Here is a 21,747-nt window from a genome sequence, read left to right as displayed (position 1 = left end):
CGCCATGGTCGCGATGGATCAGCGGGAGAGCCTCAGGCAGATGTTCGCCGCCGCCACGGGCGAGCAGGTGGACGATGACACGCTGGCCGGGTTCAAGCTGGCGGTGGCGCGGGAGGTGGGGCCGCACGCCTCCGGGTTCCTGATCGACCGGGACTACGGCTTCGACCGGGTGGCCGCCGAGGGCATGGTCCCCGGCGGGCTGATCATCGCCGTGGACAGTCTCCGGCAGGCGCCCGACGGCCCCGTCGAGGACACCTCGATCGACGAGACGATCGACCTGGCCGCCGCGCGGCGGGCGGGCGCGGTCGCGGCCAAGCTGCTGCTCATCTGGCGCGATGACGAGCACCGGCAGCGCCGCCTGGAGACCGCCGCCGTGTTCGTCCGCGGATGCGCCGAGGCGGGCCTGCTCTCCGTGCTTGAGGGCGTGGCCAAGCCGGTCCAGGGCCAGGAGACGGCCTTCGACGGGCCCGCCGCGATCCGGGAGGCCGCCGGGGAGCTGGCCGCGCTGCGGCCCAGCCTGTACAAGGCCCAGGTTCCGCTCGGCGGCGCCGCGCCCGAGGAACGGCTGGCCGACGAGTGCGCCCGGCTCGACGAGGTGATCCCGGTTCCGTGGGTCGTGCTCTCCCAGGGCGTCGAACGGGACGACTTCCCCGCCGCCGTCCGGGCCGCCTGCCGGGCGGGCGCGTCGGGGATGCTGGCCGGCCGCGCGATCTGGAGCGACGTGGTGGGGTCCGCCGACCCGGCCGCCGAGCTGCGTGCGCGCTCGGTGCCCCGGCTCGTGCGGCTGGCGTCCATCGTCGACTCCTTTGCCCGCCCGTGGAACGCCCGATGACGCCGCCGCAGACCGCCCCGCAGACCGCCCCGCAGACCGGCCCGCAGACCGGCCCGCAGACCGGCCCGCAGACCGGCCCGCAGACCGGCCCGCAGACCGGCCCGCAGACCGGCCCGCAGACCGGCCCGCAGACCGGCCCGACGACTGGTCCGACGATCGGGCCGCGGATTGGGCCGACCACCGGTCCGGTGATCGCGATGTTGCACACCGTGCCCGCGCTCGCCGCGCCGCTGGCCGAACTTGCCGCCGAGGTGCGGCCCGGCGCGCGGATCCTGCACTTCGCCGACGAGAGCCTGCTCCAGGACACCATCGCCAACGACGGCCCGCCCCCGCACGTCCTGCGCAGGCTGGTCTCGTACGCGATGTACGCCAAGGAGTCGGGAGCCGGGACGCTGCTCGTCACCTGTTCCTCCATCGGCGAGGCCGCCGAACAGGCGCGTCCGCTCGCCGAGCTGCCGATCCTGCGCATCGACGAGCCGATGGCCGAGGAGGCGGTGCGGGCCGGGGACCGGATCGGCGTGCTGGCGACGCTGGCCACCACGCTCGGCCCGACCACCAGGGCGGTCCAGCGGGCGGCGTCCCGTCACGGGGTGGGGCGGGAGGTCGTTCCGCACCTGTGCGAGGGCGCCTTCGACGCGCTGCGTGGGGGCGACCCGGCCCGCCATGACGCCCTGGTCCTCGACGGGTTCGGCCGGCTCGCGGGGCAGGTGGACGTCGTGGTGCTCGCCCAGGCGTCGATGGCCAGGATCGTCACGGAGGCGGACGGGGGAGTGCCGGTGCTCTCCTCCCCGCGCTCGGGCGTCGGCCAGCTGGCCTGAGCCGACCCGGCCCATCCCAGGAGCCCTTCCCTGCCCGGGCCGGCCAGGCCCCGGGCTGGTGAGGGCTCGGGCAGGTCGGGGGTTCGAACCGGCCCGGCTCGCCGGTCAGGGCCCAGGCCGGTCAGGTGGTGCTCAGGACGATGCGGCCCGCGGACGTGCCCGCCGCCTGGCGTTGCCAGGCTTCGGCGGCCCGCTCCAGTGGGACGACCTCGTGCGTCACCGACAGCCGCCCTTCGGCCACCCGCTCGGCGATCAGAGTGATGGCCGCGGCGCGCTGCTCCCTGGTCAGCTCGTTGTTGGTGTAACCGAGCACCCGCAACGACCGGCTGCGCAGCGTGGCGGAGTCGAGCGGGGACGTCTCCGCCGCCGAGCTGCCGAGGTTGACGAGCCGGCCCCTGGGACGCAGGTTGCGGGCGGCCGCGGCGGCCGGGGCGCCGAAGAGCGGGTCGACCACCAGGTCCAGCGGCCCGTCGCAGGCGGCGGTGAAGCGGGCGGCCAGCGCGGCCACGTCGTCGGTGTCCAGGGCGACGACGGCGTCCGCGCCGGCCTGCCGGGCCTGTTCGCGGGACTCCGGTGAGCGGGCGGCGGCGACGACCCGGCGCGCGCCCGCGAGACGGGCGAGCTGGACGGCCGCCTGCCCCACCACGCCACCGCCGCCGAGCACCAGCACCTGCTCGCCGGCTGCCAGCTCACCGCGCCAGGTCAGCGCCATGTGCGCGGCCACGGCCGACAACCCCAGCGCGGCCACGGCGAACGGGTCGGCGCCGGCGGGCAACTCCACGAGGTCCTCGGCGGGCACCGCCGCTAGCTCCGCCATGCTGCCGTCGCCCGGCGCCATCCCCGCCGACGTGGGAAACCACACGAGCCGCCCGCCGACGGCCCCGACCCCCTGCACGCCGGGCACGTACGGGACGGCGGGTGTCCCGAAGTAGGAGGCGCCGCCCGCGCACAGCAGGTCCAGGGGGGTGATCGGGGCGGCGATGACCCCGACCGTCTCAGCACCGGTCTTCGGGCCGGATGCCACGGGTGCGGGCCGCTCGGTCACCACGGGCGGCAGGCCGCACGTCTCGATCGTGACGGCCCGCATCACGAGATCACGTCCGGGCCTGTCATGTGGCGATGTCCGGGTACGGCAGGCTCATGTGGGACAGCCGCCGCGCGTACTCCTTCTGGAAGCCCAGCGGCGGATGGTCGCGCTCGAACATCGCGATGAACAGCGTCAGCGTGAGGAACGGATGCGCCCCAAGCTCGAACAACTTCGGGTAGTCGTGGGCGGCCAGGGCCTCGCGTTCGACGTCGTCGAAGCGGAGCCACGTCGACGACTCGCCGGTGTGGCAGCCGAGGATGCGGTTGGCGTGCTCGGCCTCCCACATCTCCACCGTGGCCCGCGGCTCCTCGCGGTAGCGCTCGACCAGCTCGGGGTCGCGGTCGACGGTGAAGAGGAACTTGTTCAGCAGGTATTTGCTCATGACCCGTCACCTCCGTTCGGGTACCACGTGAAGTACGCCTCCATGGTGTGGAACAGGTCGTAGGTGTCCACGTAGTCGGCCTTCTTACCCTCGCCGGCGACCCCCATCATCAGCATGAAGTCCATGAACCCGTGGGTGGCGTTGCCGGGCTCCCACAGGCTGTCCAGGGTGACCTCCGACAGGCAGCCCTCGAGGTCGCCGGTGGAGATCCACTCGACGGCCTTGCGGTCGAACTCCGGGTCGGGGCCGTGCGGCCCGAACTGGCGCGGCCCGCCGAGCTCGAGCGACAGGTGCCCGGTGCCGATGACCGCGACCCGCTGGTCGGAGGGCCACGACTCGACGAGGTCCCTGATGGTACGCCCGAGCTGCACGAACCGTTTCGGCCGCGGCAGGGGAGGGGCGAAGATGTTGGTGTAGACGGGCACGATCGGCAGGTCGTTCTGCGGGCGCAGGGTGATGACCGGGCAGGTGATCGAGTGGTCGATCCGCAACTCGTTGGAGAAGGCCAGGTCGAAGCCCGCGTCCAGGCCCTCGCGCAGGATGTACGCCGACAGGTCCTCCTGCCCCGTGAACATCATCCTGGGCAGCCCGAACTCGCGTTCCTCGTTGTAGAAGTTCGCGTCGTAGAAGGGCGCCTTGCCGACGAGGAACTGCGGCATGTTGTCCAGCCACAGCTGGTGGAAGTGGTCGGAGCCGACCATGACCAGCACGTCGGGCCTGGCCCTGGTCAGGGTCTCCCTGAACGCCTCCACTTTGCGCACCCACTCGTCGGCGAACGGCGGGCGGTCCTCGCCCGTGGAGGTGCTGGCGCGGTAGTAGAAGGGGTGGTGGGTGGATGCGATGACCGCGACGAGTTCAGCCATGCGTCTCTCCGTAGGGGTCGGGGGGCACGGACCGGTTGTTCAGGTCCACGGACAGGAAGATCTCGTTGGCCACGGGGTGGCGCAGTTCCTCGGCGAGCTGGCCGATCAGCCCGGCGGTCCTGGCCAGGAGCGCGAACCCGCGCAGCAGTTCCAGCGGCAGCCCCAGGTCGGCCAGCGCCGCGCCGCAGACGCCTGCGCCGTTGAGCGGCAGGGTCCTGCCCAGCACGCGGGGGTGCACCCGGCCGACCGCGGCGAACAGCGACAGGTGCGGCCCGAACAGGCCCTCTTCGGCCGCGATCTCGAACAGCCGCGGCGTGCGCGGGTCGCCGTCCTTGTGCACGTGGTGGCCGAGCCCGGGCACGCGCCGCCCCGACTCGCGCCACGCCGTCACGGTCTCCAGCGCGAGCGCGTCCCAGCCGGCGTCGTCGGAGGGGAGGGGATCGCGCTCCCTGAGCACGCCGGCGAGGAAACGCCCGCAGTCCTCGGTGACGCCGAGGAACCGGGAGCCGCCGCCGAGCAGCCCGGCGGCCAGCGCGCCCTGCACGGAGTCGGGGGCCGACAGGTAGGTCAGCCGGGTCACGATCGCCGTCGGCGTGAACCCGTGGTCGGCCAGCGCGGCCAGCACCGCCTCGAACACGCGCACCTCGCCCCGCGACGCGCGGCGCTGCGTGGCCAGCCAGAAGGCCAGTTCGCCGAAGCCCACCTCGCCCATCACGTCGGCGGCCAGGTCGTGGCCGAGCAGGGTGATCGACGTGGGCGACGACGCCCCGAGCGCGGTGGGGTAGTCCTCGGGCGTCACGACGGCTGCTCCTCGGCGAGCCATTTGCGCAGCTCGGCGCCGTGCTCGTTCAGCTCGGGCGGCGGCAGCGCGTAGCCCGCGGGCGTCTCGGAGAACCGGATCGGGTGCCGCGTCGTCGGCACCGCCCGCTCGCCCTCGCCCACCTCCACGACCGGGTCGAGCCCGAACCGCTCCGCTGCGGCGAACCCGCCGTCGATCGTGTTGATCGGCCCGCTCGGCACCCCGGCCTCCAGGAGCAGGTCGAACCACTCGTCGGCTGGGCGCAGGGCGAGCCGCTCGACCAGGATCGGCCGCAGCTCCTCGCGGTTGGCGGTACGGCTCGCGTTGCGGGCGAAGCGCGGGTCGTCGGCCACCTCGGGGATGCCGAGCACCTCGCACAGCTTGCGGAACTGGCCGTCGTTGGCAGCGGCGACGATGAGGTCCTGGTCGGCCGTGGGCAGCGGTTCGTACGGGAACACGCTCGGATGCGCGTTGCCCATCCGGTACGGCACCACGCCGCCGGCGACGTACGCCGAGCTCTGGTTGACCAGCCCGGTCAGCGCCGACGACATCAGGTTGACCTCGACGTGCTGGCCTCGCCCTGTGGCCTCGCGGTGACGCAGCGCGGCCAGGACGCCGATGACGGCGTGGTTCCCGGCCATCACGTCGAACACGCTGATCCCGGCCCGGTAGGGCGGCCCGTCAGGGTCGCCGGTGAGGCTCATCAGCCCCGACATGGCCTGCACCATCAGATCGTAGCCGGGCACCCGCGCCCCGGCCCCTGAGCCGAAGCCGCTGATGGACGCGTACACGATGCCGGGGTTGGCGGCCAGCACGGCATCGTAGCCGAGGCCGTACTTGTCCAGCCCGCCCGGCCGGAAGTTCTCCACCAGGACGTCGGCGCGCCGGGCCAGCTCCCTGGCCGCCTCGGCGTCGCCTTCGTCGCGCAGATCGAGGGCGATCGAGCGTTTGCCGCGGTTGACCCCAAGATAGTACGTCGACACCTCGCCCCTGGCGGGCGGCGTCCACGTCCGGGTGTCGTCGCCGCCCGGCCCTTCCACCTTGACGACGTCGGCTCCCATGTCCGCCAGCAACATCGTGGCGTATGGGCCGGCCAGGACCCTGGAAAAGTCGGCGACCAGCACGCCGGACAGCGGCCCCCGCGGCTCGGTGTCAGTCATCGAGTCCCATCCTCGCGTCCGTTGAACGGACATATGTCCGCCCAGTCGATCCCAGCACCTAAAGGCTATGACGTCAAGTACCTTGACAGCCGGGCGCATGCTCATCACAGTAGCGGTGACCGTATAGCGGACAACTGTTCGCCAACGAGGAGCGTGCCATGAACGACTTCGACTCCGGGCGCCCCGTAGTGCTGCGCGGCGGCACGGTGCTGCCCATGGACGGGCGCCGGGTGCTGCCCCGCACGGACGTCCTCGTCACCGGGGAAAGGATCGCCGCCGTCGGGCAGGACCTGCAGGCCCCGCATGAGGCCATCGAGATCGACGCCTCCGGCGGCATCGTCATGCCCGGCATGATCGACACCCACCGTCACATGTGGCAGACCGCGATGCGCGGCTACGGCGCCGACTGGACGCTCACCCAGTACTTCGTCTGGTTCTACCTGGAACACGGCAAGCTCTTCAGGCCCGAGGACGTGCACGCGGGCAACACGCTGGCCGCGATCGAGGCCCTGGACGCCGGCGTCACCACCGTCGTCGACTGGTCGCACGGCCTGCAGACCGTCGACCACGCCGACGCCGCCGCCGACGCGCTCCAGTCCGTGCCGGGCCGGTACGTGCTCGCGTACGGCAACATCCAGCAGCCGCCCGCCGAATGGACGGCCACGCCCGAGTTCCGCGACTTCGTCGCCCGGCGCGTCACCGGCGACGACCTGCTCGGCTTCCAGCTCGCCTTCGACGTGCTCGGCGACCCGTCCTTCCCGGAGAAGCCCGCCTTCGAGGTCGCCCGCGAGCTCGGCGTGCCCGTCACCACGCACGCCGGCGTGTGGGGCGCGACCAGCGACGACGGCATCAAGCTGATGCACGAGCACGGCTTCATGACCCCCGAGACCATCTACGTGCACGCCGCCTCGCTGTCGGCCGACTCCTACCACCGCATCGCGGCCACCGGTGGCTCCATCTCGGTCTCCACGGAGAGCGAGCAGAGCGCCGGGCAGGGCTACCCGCCCACGTGGGCCGTCCGCGCCCACGGCATCCCGGTGTCGCTGTCCATGGACACGAGCGTCTGGTGGAGCGGCGACCTGTTCTCCGCCATGCGCACCACACTCGGCGCCGACCGTTCCCGCGAGCACCTGGAGGCCCAGGCCAAGGGCGAAACCGTCACGCACTGCGGCCTGCGCGCCGACGAGGTCGTCACCTGGGCCACCCGGGGCGGCGCCCGCGCGCTCGGCCGCGACGACCTCGGCACGGTCGAGCCCGGCAGGAAGGCCGACCTGGTGCTGATCAAGAACGACGCGTCGCCCGTGTCGTTCCCGCTGCTCAACCCGTTCGGCCACGTGGCGTTCCAGGCGCAGCGCGGCGACGTGCACACCGTCCTGGTCGACGGCCGCGTGGTCAAGCACGAGCACCGCCTGGTCGGTGTCGATCTGGCCGCGGCCCGCCGCCAGGTCGAGCGGACGGTCGAGCACCTGCGCTCCGAGATGGGCGACGAGGCGTGGGAGAAGGGCATGAACCCGGACATCCCCGCGACGAAGATCCTCGACAACCCGTACACGTACACCGACTACCGCAGCGACTCCACGCACCGCCTGTGACCGGCCGCTATGCGGACGGGCGACCGTGCCGACCGTCTAAAGTCGGAGCAGGCGGATCCGAACGAGAGGGCATCGATGGCACGCGGTGACACAGGACCTGACTTCATCGAGGCGCTGGCGCGCGGCCTCGATGTCATCAGGGCCTTCCAGCCCGGGCGCCCGGTCATGTCCCTGACAGAGGTGGCGACCGCCGCCGGCCTGGCCAGGCCGACGGCCCGCCGCATCCTGCTCACCCTCCAGGAGCTCGGCTACGCCCGGCAGGAGGCGGGCGGATTCGCCCTCACACCGCGCGTGCTGGAGCTGGGCGTCACCTACATCCGCTCCACGGGGCTGTGGGAGGTGGCCAGGCCGCACCTGGAGCGGCTGGTCAGGCAGACGCACGAGTCCTCCTCGATCGCCCAGCTCGACGGCTCCGACATCGTCTACGTCGCCAGGGTCGCCGTGCCGAAGATCGTCGCTCTGTCGGTGCAGATCGGCACGCGCTTCCCGGCGCTGCAGACGTCCCTGGGCAAGGTGCTGCTGGCCGCGCTCTCCCCCGCCGAGGTGGAGCGGGTCCTAGCCGAGCCGAGCCGCTCCGGCATCGAGCCGCGCTGGCGGCCGGACGCCGGCGAGCGCGAGGCGGTGCTGCGCGAGGTGCGGGCCAAAGGGTGGGCGATGACGGACGAGCAGCTCGCCCTCGGCATCCGGTCGATCGCCGCGCCGCTCAGAGACGGGCTCGGCAACGTCATCGCGGCCGTCAACGTCAACGCCCACGCCGCCGAGACCTCCATCGACAAGCTGACCGAGGAGCACCTGCCGCTGCTGCTGAAGACGGCCGGCGCGATCAGCGCCGACTGGGCCGTTTACCAGGAGGTGCCGCACGTCACGGCCTCCTGAGCCCGGCCGCGCGCGGCCTGGGTCTTGCCGGGCGGGGCAAGTCGGCCTTCAATGATCTCCATACGGCGATCCAGGAGGGGCCGATGCGTGGTTTACGGGCGTCCGCAGTCGTTCTGATGATGGTGCTCACGACATTCGCGGTCTCGGAGCCGGCCGTCCCGGTCGTCGCCGGGCCGGCCGATCCGGAGCCGGCCTCGCTGGTCACCCTCTCCGTTCCCGGCCAGGCCGCGTTCGACCGCCTGGTCGCCTCCGGCGCCGACCTCACAGAACGGGTCCGCCCGCAACCTGACGGCAGCATCCAGGTCGACGCCGTCGTCACGCCCGGCCAGCTCGACGGCCTGAAGGCGCTCGGCGCGACCCTCGCACCCGGCGCCCCGGCCCAGGCGCGGCCGAGAGCCACCGCGCCCAAGGACCAGATCGTCATCGAGCGGGCGGTCTGGTTCAGGTCGCGCGACGGCTACTTCCTGTCCGTGGAGGCGTCCAGCAACGCCGGGCAGGCGGCCACGCTCAGCGTGACGTGGAAGGGCGCACGCGGGTCCGAAGGGCGGGCGGCCATGGTCGCCTACGTCGACGCGGGCGCGTACCTCGGCCACCAGCTCAGCACCCCCGTCCCCGCGGACGGCAGACCGCGGTGGGTCACCGTCACCTCGGCCGGAGGCGGCAAGGCCGAGGCGCGGGTCAAGGAATGGCCCGACGGCCAGCGGCCGGACCGCGAGGGCCGCGGATACCAGCGCGACTTCGTCACCCAGTACATGACGCCCGCGCAGCTCGACGAGCGCGTCAAGAGCCTGCACCGGCGCTACCCCCGGCTCACCGACATCATCACGCTGCCCCACCCGACCAACGGCTACCGGCGGCACGCCCAAGCCCTGATCGGCACCCCGCCCGCCGCGGCCGTCGTGGTCACCTCCGCCGCCTACGGCTCAGAAGGCGGCAACCACCTGGCGGTCGAGCTGGCCGACCCCGGCGCGCCCGACCGGCCGCTGCGGGTGAGCGTGGACGGCAAGCTCGTCACCGTCAGCCTCGCGACCGACGGCTCGGGCACGCCGGTCAGCACCGCCGCACAGGTCGCCGCCGCGATCAACGCCACGGGCGGCGCCGGCGTCACCGCCACGACCTACCGCGACGACGCCGGGGGCGGCGTCATGACGCCCGCGCCGCCCGCCCAGCTCAGCGATTTCCTCCAGGCACCTGCCGACGTCTCCCGCGAGCCCGCGCGCGTGCTGGCCCTGCGCATCGGCGCGCACCGCGACGGCTCGCGCACCGGCGTGCTCGCCTACGCCCAGGAGCACGCGAGGGAGTGGGTGACGCCCCTGGTCACCATCGAGGCGGCCGAGCGGCTGCTGCGCAACCACGCCAGGGACAAGGCGACCCGCCGGCTGCTGGAGCGCACCGACATCTTCATCGTGCCGACCGTCAACCCCGACGGCGCCAACTACAGCTACTACGACTTCAACGCCCAGCGTAAGAACATGACCAACCACTGCCCCGCCGCGCAGTCCGACCCGGCGGCGCGCAACACCTGGGGCGTGGACGTCAACCGCAACTACGCCGTCGGATCGCTGCACGACGGCTACTTCGGCGCCTCGGCCAACTGCCAGAGCGGCACGTACGCGGGCCCGGCCGAGCACTCGGAACCGGAGAGCCGCAACGTCATGTGGCTGGCGGAGACGTACCCCAACATCAGGTTCGCCCTGAACGTGCACAGCTACGGCGGTTACTTCATGTGGCCTCCCGGCGCCTACAAGCTCGACGGCCGCGTCACCCTGCCCAGGCCCTCGGAGCAGGACCTCGCGTACTTCCTGCGCTCGGCCCGCACGATCGAGGAGGCCATCGCCGCCGAACGCGGCACGGTCACCTGGCCGCAGCAGACGGGCCCCGTGACGGACGTGCTGTACTCGGCGGCCGGCAACTCCGCCGACGAGCTCTGGTACGACCACGGCATCTACGGGTGGGACTTCGAGGTCGGCGCCGACCTGTGGAACCCCGAGACACGCAGGTGGGAGGGAGTGGGCTTCCAGCCGCCGTTCAGCGAGGGACACGCCGAGGCGATGGAGTTCGCCTCCGGCCTCATCGCGCTGATCGGCGTGGCCGCCGACTACCGGGAACGCTGAGTCCCTGGCGGTCCCGTCGCGCTCCGCCACCGCTGTCCTGGAGGTGGCCGTCTCGGCGGCGCCCCTCGCCGTCCCGCGGACCGGCCGTGGAACGCGTACGGCCCCGCCCCCGCGACGGGGCCGTACGCGCGCCGGGAGCACCCCGCGCGGGCTGAGGCGAGTGGCCCCGCCGCGCCCCGCCGCTTGCTAAGGCGCCGGTGTCCGGGGTGGCGGTTTCTCTGGGGCCGGCTTCTATGGGGCAGGGGCGTAGCCGGCCGGGCGGGCGGTGAAGGTGCCACGGCCCTGGGTACGGCTGCGCAGCCGGGTCGCGTAGCCGAACACCTCGGCCAGCGGCACGATCGCGGTGATCACGACCGTGCCCGGCCGGGTCGCGGAGCCGGAGATCCGGCCGCGCCGGGCCGCGAGGTCGCCCAGCACCCCGCCGGCCGCGTCGTCCGGCACCGTGACCGTCACCTCGGCCACCGGCTCCAGCAGCGCCATCGTGCCCGCCCGCAACGCCTCGCGCAGCGCCAGCCGGCCGGCCGTGCGGAAGGCGAGCTCCGAGGAGTCCTTCGCGTGGGTGGCGCCGTCGGTCAGCGTCACCCGCACACCCGTCACCGGATGCCCGCCCAGCGGCCCGTCGGCCAGGGCGTCGCGGCAGCCGGCCTCGACCGCGCGCACGTACTCGCGCGGCACCCGCCCGCCGGTGACGGTCGAGGAGAAGGCGAAGTCGCCCTCGGCCAGCGGCTCCACGTCTATCATGACGTGGGCGTACTGGCCGGCGCCGCCGTCCTGCTTGACGTGCCGGTACAGCAGGCCCGGCACGCCGCGGACGAGGGTCTCCCTGAGCGCCACCTGAGGCCGGCCGACGCCGACGGCCAGCCCGTGGTCGCGGCGGACCTTCTCCACCGCCACCTCCAGGTGCAGCTCGCCCATCCCCGACAGCAGCGTCTGCCCGGTCTCGGCGTCGGTGCGGACAGTCAGCGACGGGTCCTCCTCGGCCATGCGCGCCAGCGCCGAGGCCAGCCGGTCGGCGTCGGTGCTCCTGCGCGCCTCGACCGCCACCGACACCACGGGGTCGGCCGCGCCCGGAGGCTCCAGCACGAGGGGCGAGCCCGGCGCGCACAGGGTCGTGCCGGGCCGGGCCGCCTTCGGCCCGACGACGGCGACGATGTCCCCGGCCACCGCCCGGTCCACCTCGGTGTGCCGGTCGGCCTGCACACGCAGGATGCGGCTGATCCGCTCGGTACGGCCCGCGCTGGCGTCCAGCACCGTGTCCCCCTTCCGCATCGTGCCCGAGTACACCCGCACGTAGGTCAGCCGCCCGGTGGCGGTCGAGTTCACCTTGAACGCCAGCGCGGCCAGCGGAGCGGCCGGGTCCGCCGGGCGTTCCGCTCCGTCCTGGCCGCGCATCGCCGGCACGTCCAGCGGCGAGGGCAGATATGCCACCACCGCGTCGAGCAGCGGCTCGACCCCGCGATCCCGGTACGCCGAGCCGCACAGCACCACCACGCCCGCACCGGTGCGGGTCAGGTCGCGCAGCGCCGCGCCCAGCGTGCGCGCGGAGATCGACGGGCCGGCGCAGAACTCCTCCAGCGCCTCCGCGTGCAGCTCGGCCACCGCCTCCTCCAGCAGCCGGCGCCGCCGCAGCGCCTCCTCACGCAGTTCCTCCGGCACCTCGCCCTCCTCGCAGGCGCCGCCGGTCCACGCCAGCGACCGCATCCGCACCAGGTCGACCACGCCGGCGAACCCGTCCTCGCGCCCGATCGGCAGCTGCACGACCAGCGGCGCGGGATGCAGCCGGCGGCGGATCGACTCGACCGCGGAGTCGAGGTCGGCGCCGGCCCGGTCGAGTTTGTTGACGAACACGATCCGCGGCACGCCGTACCGGTCGGCCAGCCGCCACACGGACTCGCTCTGCGGTTCGACGCCCGCGACGCCGTCGAACACCGCGATCGCGCCGTCGAGCACCCGCAGCGAGCGCTCGACCTCGTCGGAGAAGTCGACGTGGCCGGGGGTGTCGATGAGGTTGATCCGGTGCCCGGCCCAGTCGCAGCTCACCGCGGCGGCGAAGATCGTGATGCCGCGGTCGCGCTCCTGGGAGTCGAAGTCGGTGACGGTCGTGCCGTCGTGCACCTCACCGCGCTTGTACGTCGCGCCGGCGAGGAAGAGCATCCGTTCGGTGACGGTGGTCTTGCCGGCGTCGACGTGGGCGAGGATGCCGAGATTGCGGACGGTCGTCAGAGAGGTGGAGAGATGAGCGCGCACAGCCGATGACCCTTTCGGGGTGTCGTCGAACAGGACAGCGCGATTCCCCGGACGAAGGACGGCCGGAACTCGAGGCCGTGCGAGAACCCCGGCGCGGGATCAGGCCCGCGGGGGTCGGAGAGGTCGCTTCGTCAGGGCGTCCGATGGCGGCCGCGCAGCCGGCATCGGGGCGACGAAGACACCAGGATCACCTCGTGCCGCGACGGAGGGACGACGGCGGCGGTGGTGTGGCGCACGGCCGGCTCCTCTCCCTCGTCGATGCGGTACGGCGTTCGGTGGGGAGTGTAATGACACGGGAGTGACGGAGGGAACCGATTTTTCCGGCGCGTCAGCCAGGGGCTCCACCGCGCGGACACGGCGGCCCTGACGATCGCCCCGGCACAGGCACAGGCACCGGTTCGGTGCGGCGTCCGGATGGCCGAGTTCCGCGTACGAGTTGGCCTGCCGCGGCCGCACCTGACGGGAGAAGGCGTTTGAGGCGGGCGTGGCGATGGTAGAGGCCATCTAGCAGGGGAAATGGAGATCGCCCCGCTATCGGAAGCCTTCCGGGGGAAGGCGTGATAGGCGGTCTCCGCGGTTGTGAGACCGCCGGATCGGGGGAAAACCCAATGCGTAAGACGCTCACCGGGCTGGGCCTGGCGTTCTTCTTGACGCTCGTCCCGGCCGCAGCGACGGCCGACGCGCCGGTCGCGCCCGTCGCGCAGAGCCAGGTCACACCCGCACCACAGCAAGAGAGGGACGGAGGCGGTAACGCCGGCCTGTGGGGCCTGCTCGGCCTGCTGGGCCTGCTGGGCCTGGCCGGCATGCGTAAACAGCGCCACGTCGGCACCTCTGAACACGTCTCCGACCGCGGGATGCGCCCATAGGCCGTCCCCGCCCGGCGACACAGCCGGGATGAGATCGCAGCGGCACGGCCGCCGCGCCGCGGCCGTGCCGACGCGGCTCGTTCAGAGCAGGGCGCCCGCCCGGCGGAGGCGCCGCTCGCGGAGGGCGAGCAGCGGCGGCAGGCCGAGCTGCGCGGCGATGTAGACGGCGACGGCCAGCGCCTCCCAGAAGCCCGCCGAGCCGATCGCGCCGCCGGCGAACTGGGCCACGCCCCAGCCGCCCAGCGAGATCATGAGCGGCAGCACCACCGTGACGAGCATCCAGACCATGACGGCGATCCCGGCGACGTACGGCACCACGAACCAGCGGGCGATCTGCCGGTCCCGCTCCCCGGCCTCCGCCAGTTCGGCACTCTCGGCCTCGGTGAGCCGGAACAGCCGGCCTTTCGCGGTGAGCCACGTCGTCCGGTAGAGGTTGTGGCAGCGCAGCGCGTTCGCCAGCAGCGCGTACGAGTCGCTGCGCAGCGGCAGGGCGACCCACTGCCAGACGATGCCGAAGATCAGGAAAAGCGCCACGGCGGCGAGGAAGCCGTCCACGCCGGCGGGCGGGCCGAGGAGCCGCAGCGCGAGCGTCACGGCCAGGACCACGGTGTCGATCGCCATGCCGGCCAGATAGACGCCGTAGCGGCGGTTGCGCGGCACCGCGACGATCTGGGTGAGGTCGGTCTCGAAGACGACGTACACACCGCGGTAACTGACGCGGAAGATCGCCGGCACGCCGACCGCGCGCCCCGCGAGCCAGTGCCAGGCCTCGTGCACGGCCCCGAAGGCGATGCCCAGCAGCAGCCACGTGAACGCCGACAGCCCCGGGCTGGGCAGGAACACGGCGTCCTCCCACGAGGGGCGGAGATCGGGCTGCGACACCAGCACGCCGGCCACGAACAGCGCCGCCGCCGCGTAGAACGACCAGGCGGCGCGGCCGAACAGCCGGGCAGCGGCCTGAGGGCCGACCCCTTCGATCCACCTGATGTGCCCGCGGACCGGCGCCGTCTCCGCGGGAGGGTCGAGCAGGCCGGCGGCGGTGAGCCCTTCGACGAAATCCGTGCCGTCCACCGGCTCGCCCGCGACCTCGCCGGCCCGCTCGCCGGCCTCGGCCAGCGAGCCCGTCTCCTGCAGCGTGGTCACGAACACCGCGCCAGGCTCGGGCACCGCGACGAAGACGCCCAGCTCGGGGCGCCCGAGAATCCAGGCTTCTCCGTCGAAGGAGACCGTCAGCCGCGCGGCTCGCTCGCGCAGCCCCGCATCCACGGACGTGGTCATTCTCTCTCTCCATGATCGGGTACGGCATGGGCAGGGCCGCACCCCGGTGTGGCCGGGATGCGGCCCTGCACCCCGGTATCAGGAGTCCGGGTGGATGAGCTGGGTCAGACGGGTGTTCTCGACCCGCTTGATCTCGATCTTCACAAGGATCACCTCCCTCCGCATGCCGGGCAGGCTGGGTTGCGAGGCCACTCGTCCTGACTCGTCGCACATCCGTGCGCGAAGTTGATGCTGAGCGGCCGGCCGGCGTATGCCGGTGGCTCGAAACCGGTCAGGTAACGCAGCACCTCGAAGGCGCCGAAGGCCCCCAGCAGTCCGGCGACCGGGCCGATCCCGCGGTTGGGCTGGGGTTTGCTGACGAAGAGGCGGGTGGCGGCGATGGCGCCCGCGATCGCCGGGTCGTCGGGGTCGTCGAAGTCGGACGGGTTCGACGGGTCCGCGGGCACGCACGCGCGGCACGCGCTGACGCCGGGCTGCACTGACCAGACGGTCCCCGTGGTGACCGAGATGCCGCCGCGGACGAACGGCACGTCGTTGCGCACGCACGCCTCGTTCACCCAGAGGTCGATCCGGTTCGGCCGGTCGATGCCCGAGGCCACCACGTCGGGCCGGGTGCGGGCGACGAGCTCATGAAGTTGCTCGGGACCCTCGACGTCGGCGTCGATCGCCTCGATTTCGACGGCCGGGTCGAAGGCCCTGACCCACTCCGCGGCCCGCTCCACCTTGCGGGCGCCGATGTCGTCCCAGCGGTAGAGGTACTGGCGGGCGAAGTTGCGCGGATCCACCGTGTCGCGGTCGAGCAGCGTCAGCTTGCCCACGCCGAGCCCGGCCAGATGCGGGATCGTGTTGGAGTTGAGCCCGCCGGTGCCGAGCACCAGGACGTGCGACTCGCGCAGGCGCCGCTGCAGGTCCTCGCGGCTGCGGCCGAGCGTGCTGAACGACTCGAAGAAGGCCAGATTGCTGAGGTAGCGTTCCGCGGCGGCGGGTTCCAGGCGGCCGAGCCGGTCGCCGTCCTCCAGCAGGCTCACGTCGTCGAACGCCGCGACGGCCCCTTCCACGTCCGCCACGTCCAGCGACAGCTCGTCCGCGAGCTCGGCGACGGTCCTGCCGCCCTCGCCGAGCAGCCCGAGGAGTTTCTCCACCGTGCCGTCGGGGTCGGACAGGACCAGCTGGTCGCGGGGGTCGTACACCAGCCGCAGCTCATCCCCGACCCGCTCCCACGCGATGTCCTTGAGTTGTGGCCTCATCGGTGCATCAGCCAATCTCTGAGATGATGTAGCAGGACTGTGGCATCCGGCCGCATGGATCCCGCATGGATCGCGCCAGGAGGACAATTGATCTTCGGGAGAGCCACGGCCGGCGTCGGCCGTGTGCCCGGGGTCCGCTTCCTCCTCCTCGGCCCGCTGGAGGTCGCCGTCGACGGCCGGGCCGTCCATCTCACCGGCAGGCAGCGTGCGTTGCTCGCGGCGCTGCTGCTCGACGCGGGTCATGTGGTGTCCGTGGAACGGCTGGCCGACAGCCTCTGGGGCGACGAGCTCCCGCCGTCCGCCCCGTCCAGGGTGCGCGCGCTGATCGCCGAGCTGCGCAGGGCGCTCGGCGATCACGGCCAGGACGTGATCGTCACCAGAAACCCGGGATACCTGGTCCGCGCCGCCGCGACCGACACCGCCGAGCTGGCCTCCCTGGTGGCGCGGGGGCACCGGGCGGCGGAGGACGGCCGGCACCCGGAGGCGGCCGACCGGTACGACGAGGCGCTGGCACTGTGGCGCGGCGAACCCTACCAGGATCTGGCCGGCCCCGTCGCCCACGCCGAGCGGCACCGGCTCGAAGAGCTCAAGCACGAGGCGGCCGAGGGCCGCGCCGCGGCCCTCGTGGAGATGGGCAGAGGGCAGGCGGCCGTCGCCGGCCTGACGCGGCTGCTGGCCGAGGTGCCGCTGCGTGAGCGGCCGCACGGCCTGCTCATGCGGGCACTCGCCGGTGGCGGGCGATTACCCGACGCGCTTGAGGTGTACCGCGACTTCCGCGCCCGGCTCGTCGAGGAGCTCGGCGTGGAGCCGAGCGGCGAGCTGCAGCGCCTCCACCAGCGCCTGCTGGCAGGCGAGCCCGCCGCAGATCCGCCCGCAGGGCCGTCTGCGGAGCCGCCCGCAGGACCGTCTGCGGAGTCGCCTGCCGGGCCGCCCACGGAGCCGTCTGCCGGGCCGTCTGCCGGGCCGCCCGGGGAGTCGCCCGCGGCGCCGGTGCCGCGCCAGCTGCCTCCCCTGCCCGGGGGCTTCGTCGGCCGCGCGGAGGAACTGCGGCGCATGGACGCCGGCCGGGTGACGCTGGTGGTGGGCCCGGCCGGCGTGGGGAAGACCGCGCTCGCCGTCCACTGGGCGCACCGGGCGGCCGCCGGGTTTCCCGACGGGCAGCTGTTCGTCGACATGCGCGGCTTCGACCAGCGCGAGCCGATGACGCTGCCGGAGGCGCTGCGCCTGTTGCTGCAGGGGCTCGGCCAGGCCGCCAAGGACATCCCCGTCGAGCTCGACGCCCAGATCGCCCTGTACCGCTCGCTCCTCGCAGGCCGGCGCGTCATGGTGGTCCTGGACGACGTCGCCGCACCCGAGCACGTCCGTGCGCTGCTGCCCGGCGACCCCGGCTGCCGCGCCGTTATCACCAGCAGGAACCGTCTCGGCGGCCTCGTCGCGCTGGACGGGGTCGAGCGGGTCACGCTCGACGTGCTGGACCAGCGGGAGGCCCTGCGGCTGATCGCGCACGGCATCGGCGAGGACCGCCTGCGCCGCGAGCGGGAGGCCGCGGCCGAGCTCGTGGCGCTCTGCGACCGGCTGCCGCTCGCGCTCTCCATCGCCATGTCCTGGATCGGCGACCACGAGCACCGGATGATCGGCCACTACGTGCGCGAGCTGGCGGACCGGGGACGGCTGGTGCGCCTGCGCGTGGACGGCGACGAGAGCGTCGCCGTCCAGGCGGCCCTCGACCTGTCGCACCAGGCGCTGCCGCCTCCCGCGCGGCGCATGTTCCGCCTCCTCGGCGTGGCGCGGGGCGCCGCCATCTGCGCAGACGCCGCCGCCGCCCTGGCCGGTACGAGCCGGGAGCAGGCGGAGGACCTCCTCGGCGCGGCGGTGCGCATCCACCTGCTCAAGGAGACAGGCCCGCGCCGCTTCGCCGCTCACGACCTGGTGGTGGAGTACGCGGTGCGGCTCAGCCTCGCGGAAGATCCGCCGGAGGAGCGGCACGCGGCGGCCCACCGGCTCCTCGAGCACTACCTGCGCACCGTCGTCCGCGCCACCGCGGCGGCCGGTTTCGTAGCCCCGCGGCCGCCCGGCGACCTGGCCGGGCCCGAGGTGACGCCGAAGGAGTTCGGCGGCGCGGAGGAGGCCGCCGGCTGGTTCGACGCCGAATGGGACAACCTCGCCGCCGCCGTGTCGCACGCGGCCGAGCACGGCCCACGCCCCTACGCCTGGCTCCTGGTCGAGGCCATGACGGACCTGCTGCAACTCCGGCGCACGCACGCGGAGTGGCTGCGCCTGGCGGGCATCGCGCTGGACGCCGCCGAGCGGGAGGAGGACCTCATCGGGCAGGCCGCGATGCGCAACTCCCTCGGCCTCGTTCGGTGGCTCATGGCCGACCTCGAAGGCGCGATGCGGGAGTACGAGCGTGCGCTGGCGCTGGCACGCAGGGCCGGCTGGGCGCACGGCGAGGCCACGGCGCTGCAGGGCGGCGGCGTGGTGCGCAAACAGCTGGGAAAGCCGCAGCGAGCCCTTCCACGCTACCGGCGGGCCATGGCCATCCACCGCGCGCTCGGCAACGAACGCGGCGAATCACGTGCGCAGAACAACCTGGCCTCCGCCTACCTGATGCTCGCCCGGCTCGACCGAGCCGAGGAATGCCTCGTGGCCAACCTCCCCCTGGCCGAGGCGGCCGGCGATCGGCTGCTCCAGGCGCTCACCCTCGTCAACCTCGCCCTCGTCCGCCAGAAGCAGGCCCGGTTCGGCGAGGCGCTGGAGTGTCTGGACAAGGCGCTGTCCGTGGCCCGCGCCGCGGGACTGCGGTACGCCGTGGCGGTCACGTACGAGACGTACGGCTGGGTGCACCGCGACGCCGGCCGCCACGGGCAGGCCGTGGACGCGTTCGCCCGGAGCCTGGCCATCGCCAGGGAGGTCGAGAACAGGCGCTGCCAGATCGCCTCGCTGAGCGGCATGGCCGAGGCCGAGCTGGAGCTCGGCCGGATGGACTCCGCGCTCGCCCGCCTCGAGGCCGCCCTGCGGCTGGCCGAGCGGACGGGCACGGACCTCGACCAGGTGCTGCTGGGCCTGGCGGAGGCCCACTACCGCGGCGGCCGGCACGCGGACGCGCGCGACGAGGCCGAACGCGCGCTGAAGCTGGCGCAGGACGCCAACCCGCTGAACCTGCCCCGGCTGTACGGCCTGCTCGCCGCCGTGCACCTGGCGGACGGCGACACGGCACAGTCGGTACGCGCGTGCGAGCAGGCGCTGAGGCTCGCGCACCGGTCGGGGCAGCGGCTGGAGCACGCCCGCGCCCTGCTCACGCTTGGTCACGCCCGGGAACCGCACGCCCCCGAGCAGGCCCTGCGCCACTGGCGCCGTGCGCACGAGCTGTTCACGGCGATCGGAGCATCCGAGCGCCTGAAGAGCGCGGCGCTGCTCGATCGACGGTGAACAGGTGGTTGCGCCGCGCGGTGCTCACCGCGTCCGTACGGCACCAGCGCCGCCCGCGCCAGACGTGCATGCGGTAGCCCCGCTCGGCCAGCCACCCCGCGACGTCGGCGGACGTCCTGCCGTACTTGCCGAGATGGCGGTCCTCGATCTCCATCAGCAGGGCGGGCCGGTGCCGCTCGATCGTCCGCTCGGCCCCCTTCAGCACCTCCGGCTCGAACCCCTCCACGTCCAGCTTCATGAAGTCCACCCGCGAGACCTCCCGCAGCTCGCACACGAGGTCGACGGTGTACACCGGCACCTCCAGCGTCCTGGTGGCCGCGAACCGCCCGGGATGCTTCAGCCCCTCCTGCAGGTGGGCCCAGCCGTGGATGGGCAGGCCGAAACGGTACGGCAGGTTCAGCCACTGCCAGCCGGCGGACGAGCCGAGCGCGGCGTTGGTGACCTGCACGTTGCGCGCGCCGACCGCGCGCCGCCCCGCCTCCAGGATCCGGTACGGCACCGGCAGCGGCTCGAAACTGTGCACCTGCCCGGTCTGCCCGGCGAGCCTGGCCAGCGGAAAGGTGTACATCCCGTAGGCGGCCCCGACGTCGAAGCAGACCGCCCCGGGCCTGACGAATCCGGCCAGCCCCAGCAGTTCGGGCTCGCTCAGCGACACCCTCGCCCCCGCCCGCAGCGCTCCGGCCGCGGTTGTCAATCTGATCATGGCGGCGACGGTAGGCGGCGGGTGGGCCGCCGCGAATCCCCTTCAGGAGCGCAGGCCGGGGCCCCGCTTTGCCCCTGGAGGGTGAGATCCCGCCACGACCAGCCCGCTCTCGTAGGCGAGCACCACGGCCTGCGCGCGGTCGCGCAGGCCCAGCTTCGCGAAGATCCGCCCGACGTGCGACTTCACGGTCTCCTCCGCGATCGTCAGCCGCCCGGCGATCTCGGCGTTGGCCAGCCCGGACGCCAGCAGCCTGAGCACGTCCAGCTCCCGGGCGGTCAGCACGTTCAGCCGCAGGGCCTCCCGCTCGTCCGCCGGCCGCCGACACGCGAACTCCTCGATGAGCCGGCGGGTGACCGACGGCGCGAGCAGGGCATCGCCGCCCGCGACGACGCGTACGGCGGTGATGAGATCACCCGGCGGCGCGTCCTTGAGCAGGAATCCGCTCGCCCCGCCGCGCAGGGCGGCGTAGACGTAATCGTCGATGTCGAACGTGGTCAGGATCAGCACCTTCGTGCCGTGCCGCGTCTCGGCGATGCGGCGGGTGGCCTCCAGGCCGTCGAGGTTCGGCATGCGCACGTCCACGAGCACGACGTCCGGCCGCAGCTCGCGGGCCGCCGCCACCGCCTCCACGCCGTCCGCCGCCTCGCCCACCACCTGCAGGTCGGGCTGCGCGCCGAGCAGGTGCCGCATGTCCCGCAGGGATTCGCGGGCGGCCGCGTTGATGGCCGCGAACTCCCGCGCCACCTCCTCGCTCACCCCGCCCTCGACCCGGTACGGCGCGCTGGCCGCCTGCACGGCGATCACCGACATGTGATGGGCCACCACGTCGTGCAGCTCTCTGGCGATGCGCGCCCGCTCTTCGAGAACCTGCCGCCGCCCGTGCTCCTCGGCGACCCGCAGGGTGTCCAGCCGGCGGACGCGCCTGACGTGGCCCAGCACGACGGCCACCAGCAGGGCGAGGGTCCAGCTCAGCAGCCCTCTGGCCATCCTGTCCGGCTCCATGTCCTGCAGGGTCGCCACCGCGCCCCCGGCCGCGACCGTGACGACGAACGCGGCCACCGTCACGCCCCGGGCCGACGACAGCGCCAGCACGTAGATCACAGGGAGCTGGGCCACGGTCTGGTTGAGCAACCATGGTTGTGGTGCGAGAGGGCTGTCCAGCGCCACGCCCAGGCCGGTGAGGAGGAGCTGCGCCGCGATCATGACCGCCCACGCGACCAGGGGGGGTGCAGCGCCAGGAGCACGGGCCCGGTGAGCAGCGCGGCGGCCGGTACGGCGAGTGCGCCGAAGCCGGAGCTCACGGCGAATAACAGCGTGTTGTAGATCAGCAGCGCCGCGGCCAGAACGATGAACGGCCGGTGCCGCACCATCGGCCGCCCCGAACTTGGCGACGAGGGCACGCGGGCACGGTATGCCTCCAGAAGTACCCCCATACGTCCCACCTTATGAGGACG

General features: G+C 73.3%; 18 protein-coding genes. 7 read left to right on the top strand and 11 right to left on the bottom strand.

Annotation, left to right across the window (positions count from 1 at the left end; all coding sequences use genetic code 11):
* Both E1294_RS06010 and E1294_RS06005 read left to right on the top strand, forming a co-directional pair.
* A partial coding sequence (locus E1294_RS06010) for a hypothetical protein (RefSeq protein ID WP_132505406.1) occupies positions 1 to 832 on the top strand: 832 nt, incomplete at its 5' end.
* Positions 829 to 1,650, top strand: a complete 822-nt coding sequence (locus E1294_RS06005; protein ID WP_220447590.1) for an aspartate/glutamate racemase family protein — start codon at positions 829 to 831, stop codon at positions 1,648 to 1,650. The genes E1294_RS06010 and E1294_RS06005, both read left to right, overlap by 4 nt.
* A gap of 121 nt (positions 1,651 to 1,771) precedes the next feature.
* Here E1294_RS06005 and E1294_RS06000 read toward each other — a convergent pair whose 3' ends face one another.
* The 5 genes from E1294_RS06000 to E1294_RS05980 are packed head-to-tail and all read right to left on the bottom strand — an operon-like array spanning position 1,772 to position 5,941.
* Positions 1,772 to 2,737, bottom strand: a complete 966-nt coding sequence (locus tag E1294_RS06000) for a zinc-binding dehydrogenase (RefSeq protein ID WP_132505403.1) — start codon at positions 2,735 to 2,737, stop codon at positions 1,772 to 1,774.
* Positions 2,738 to 2,759: 22 nt separating this feature from the next.
* Positions 2,760 to 3,119 carry a hypothetical protein gene (locus E1294_RS05995; RefSeq protein WP_132505400.1) on the bottom strand — a complete coding sequence of 120 codons (360 nt, stop codon included), beginning with the start codon at positions 3,117 to 3,119 and terminating at the stop codon, positions 2,760 to 2,762.
* The gene (locus tag E1294_RS05990) at positions 3,116 to 3,982 is read right to left on the bottom strand and encodes a DODA-type extradiol aromatic ring-opening family dioxygenase (protein WP_132505397.1); all 867 of its coding nucleotides are present in this window, start codon (positions 3,980 to 3,982) and stop codon (positions 3,116 to 3,118) included. Before E1294_RS05990 ends, E1294_RS05995 begins: the two co-directional genes overlap by 4 nt.
* A complete protein-coding gene (locus E1294_RS05985; RefSeq protein ID WP_220447589.1) occupies positions 3,975 to 4,781 on the bottom strand; it encodes a citryl-CoA lyase in 807 nt (268 codons plus the stop codon). Before E1294_RS05985 ends, E1294_RS05990 begins: the two co-directional genes overlap by 8 nt.
* Entirely contained in the window at positions 4,778 to 5,941 is a 1,164-nt protein-coding gene (locus E1294_RS05980) for a CaiB/BaiF CoA transferase family protein (RefSeq protein WP_132505391.1), read from the bottom strand. The genes E1294_RS05985 and E1294_RS05980 overlap by 4 nt, the downstream gene beginning before the upstream one ends.
* A gap of 158 nt (positions 5,942 to 6,099) precedes the next feature.
* On the opposite strand from E1294_RS05980, the gene E1294_RS05975 reads away from it, so the two are divergent.
* The 3 genes from E1294_RS05975 (at position 6,100) to E1294_RS05965 (ending at position 10,523) form a co-directional block, all read left to right on the top strand.
* Positions 6,100 to 7,533 carry an amidohydrolase family protein gene (locus E1294_RS05975; RefSeq protein ID WP_132505388.1) on the top strand — a complete coding sequence of 478 codons (1,434 nt, stop codon included), beginning with the start codon at positions 6,100 to 6,102 and terminating at the stop codon, positions 7,531 to 7,533.
* 75 nt (positions 7,534 to 7,608) lie between these two features.
* Positions 7,609 to 8,409, top strand: a complete 801-nt coding sequence (locus E1294_RS05970) for an IclR family transcriptional regulator domain-containing protein (protein ID WP_132505385.1) — start codon at positions 7,609 to 7,611, stop codon at positions 8,407 to 8,409.
* Positions 8,410 to 8,492: 83 nt separating this feature from the next.
* Complete coding sequence (locus tag E1294_RS05965) at positions 8,493 to 10,523, top strand: M14 family zinc carboxypeptidase (protein ID WP_132505382.1); 2,031 nt, start codon at positions 8,493 to 8,495, stop codon at positions 10,521 to 10,523.
* Between the two features lie 231 nt (positions 10,524 to 10,754).
* Here the strand turns inward: E1294_RS05965 and fusA are convergent, their stop codons facing one another.
* Positions 10,755 to 12,770, bottom strand: coding sequence for an elongation factor G (gene fusA / locus E1294_RS05960; RefSeq protein WP_132505379.1), 2,016 nt, complete (start codon positions 12,768 to 12,770; stop codon positions 10,755 to 10,757).
* Positions 12,771 to 13,378: 608 nt separating this feature from the next.
* Between fusA and E1294_RS05955 the strand changes: the two genes are divergently transcribed.
* On the top strand, positions 13,379 to 13,636 hold the full coding sequence (locus E1294_RS05955) for a WGxxGxxG family protein (protein WP_132505376.1): 258 nt from the start codon (positions 13,379 to 13,381) through the stop codon (positions 13,634 to 13,636).
* Between the two features lie 81 nt (positions 13,637 to 13,717).
* Here the strand turns inward: E1294_RS05955 and E1294_RS05950 are convergent, their stop codons facing one another.
* Entirely contained in the window at positions 13,718 to 14,914 is a 1,197-nt protein-coding gene (locus E1294_RS05950; protein WP_132505373.1) for a hypothetical protein, read from the bottom strand.
* Between the two features lie 149 nt (positions 14,915 to 15,063).
* Complete coding sequence (locus E1294_RS05945) at positions 15,064 to 16,161, bottom strand: HesA/MoeB/ThiF family protein (RefSeq protein WP_132505370.1); 1,098 nt, start codon at positions 16,159 to 16,161, stop codon at positions 15,064 to 15,066.
* Positions 16,162 to 16,248: 87 nt separating this feature from the next.
* Here E1294_RS05945 and E1294_RS05940 point away from each other — a divergent pair, with 87 nt between their 5' ends.
* Positions 16,249 to 19,590 carry an AfsR/SARP family transcriptional regulator gene (locus tag E1294_RS05940; RefSeq protein ID WP_165977116.1) on the top strand — a complete coding sequence of 1,114 codons (3,342 nt, stop codon included), beginning with the start codon at positions 16,249 to 16,251 and terminating at the stop codon, positions 19,588 to 19,590.
* Here the strand turns inward: E1294_RS05940 and E1294_RS05935 are convergent.
* Genes E1294_RS05935 through E1294_RS05925 form a run of 3 tightly spaced genes read right to left on the bottom strand, consistent with a single transcriptional unit; the run spans position 19,532 to position 21,726 of the window.
* The gene (locus E1294_RS05935; RefSeq protein WP_132505364.1) at positions 19,532 to 20,293 is read right to left on the bottom strand and encodes an FkbM family methyltransferase; all 762 of its coding nucleotides are present in this window, start codon (positions 20,291 to 20,293) and stop codon (positions 19,532 to 19,534) included. The two genes, E1294_RS05940 and E1294_RS05935, sit on opposite strands and share 59 nt — an antisense overlap.
* Positions 20,294 to 20,335: 42 nt before the next feature.
* Positions 20,336 to 21,496, bottom strand: a complete 1,161-nt coding sequence (locus E1294_RS55530) for a response regulator (RefSeq protein WP_181958461.1) — start codon at positions 21,494 to 21,496, stop codon at positions 20,336 to 20,338.
* Positions 21,493 to 21,726 carry a hypothetical protein gene (locus tag E1294_RS05925; RefSeq protein ID WP_132505361.1) on the bottom strand — a complete coding sequence of 78 codons (234 nt, stop codon included), beginning with the start codon at positions 21,724 to 21,726 and terminating at the stop codon, positions 21,493 to 21,495. Before E1294_RS05925 ends, E1294_RS55530 begins: the two co-directional genes overlap by 4 nt.
* Between the last annotated feature and the right edge of the window lie 21 nt (positions 21,727 to 21,747).

This window comes from Nonomuraea diastatica (assembly GCF_004349015.1).
GTDB classification, from domain to species: domain Bacteria; phylum Actinomycetota; class Actinomycetes; order Streptosporangiales; family Streptosporangiaceae; genus Nonomuraea; species Nonomuraea diastatica.
Note: the sequence above shows the minus strand (reverse complement) of the source record. Positions and strands in the feature narration are given on the sequence as shown.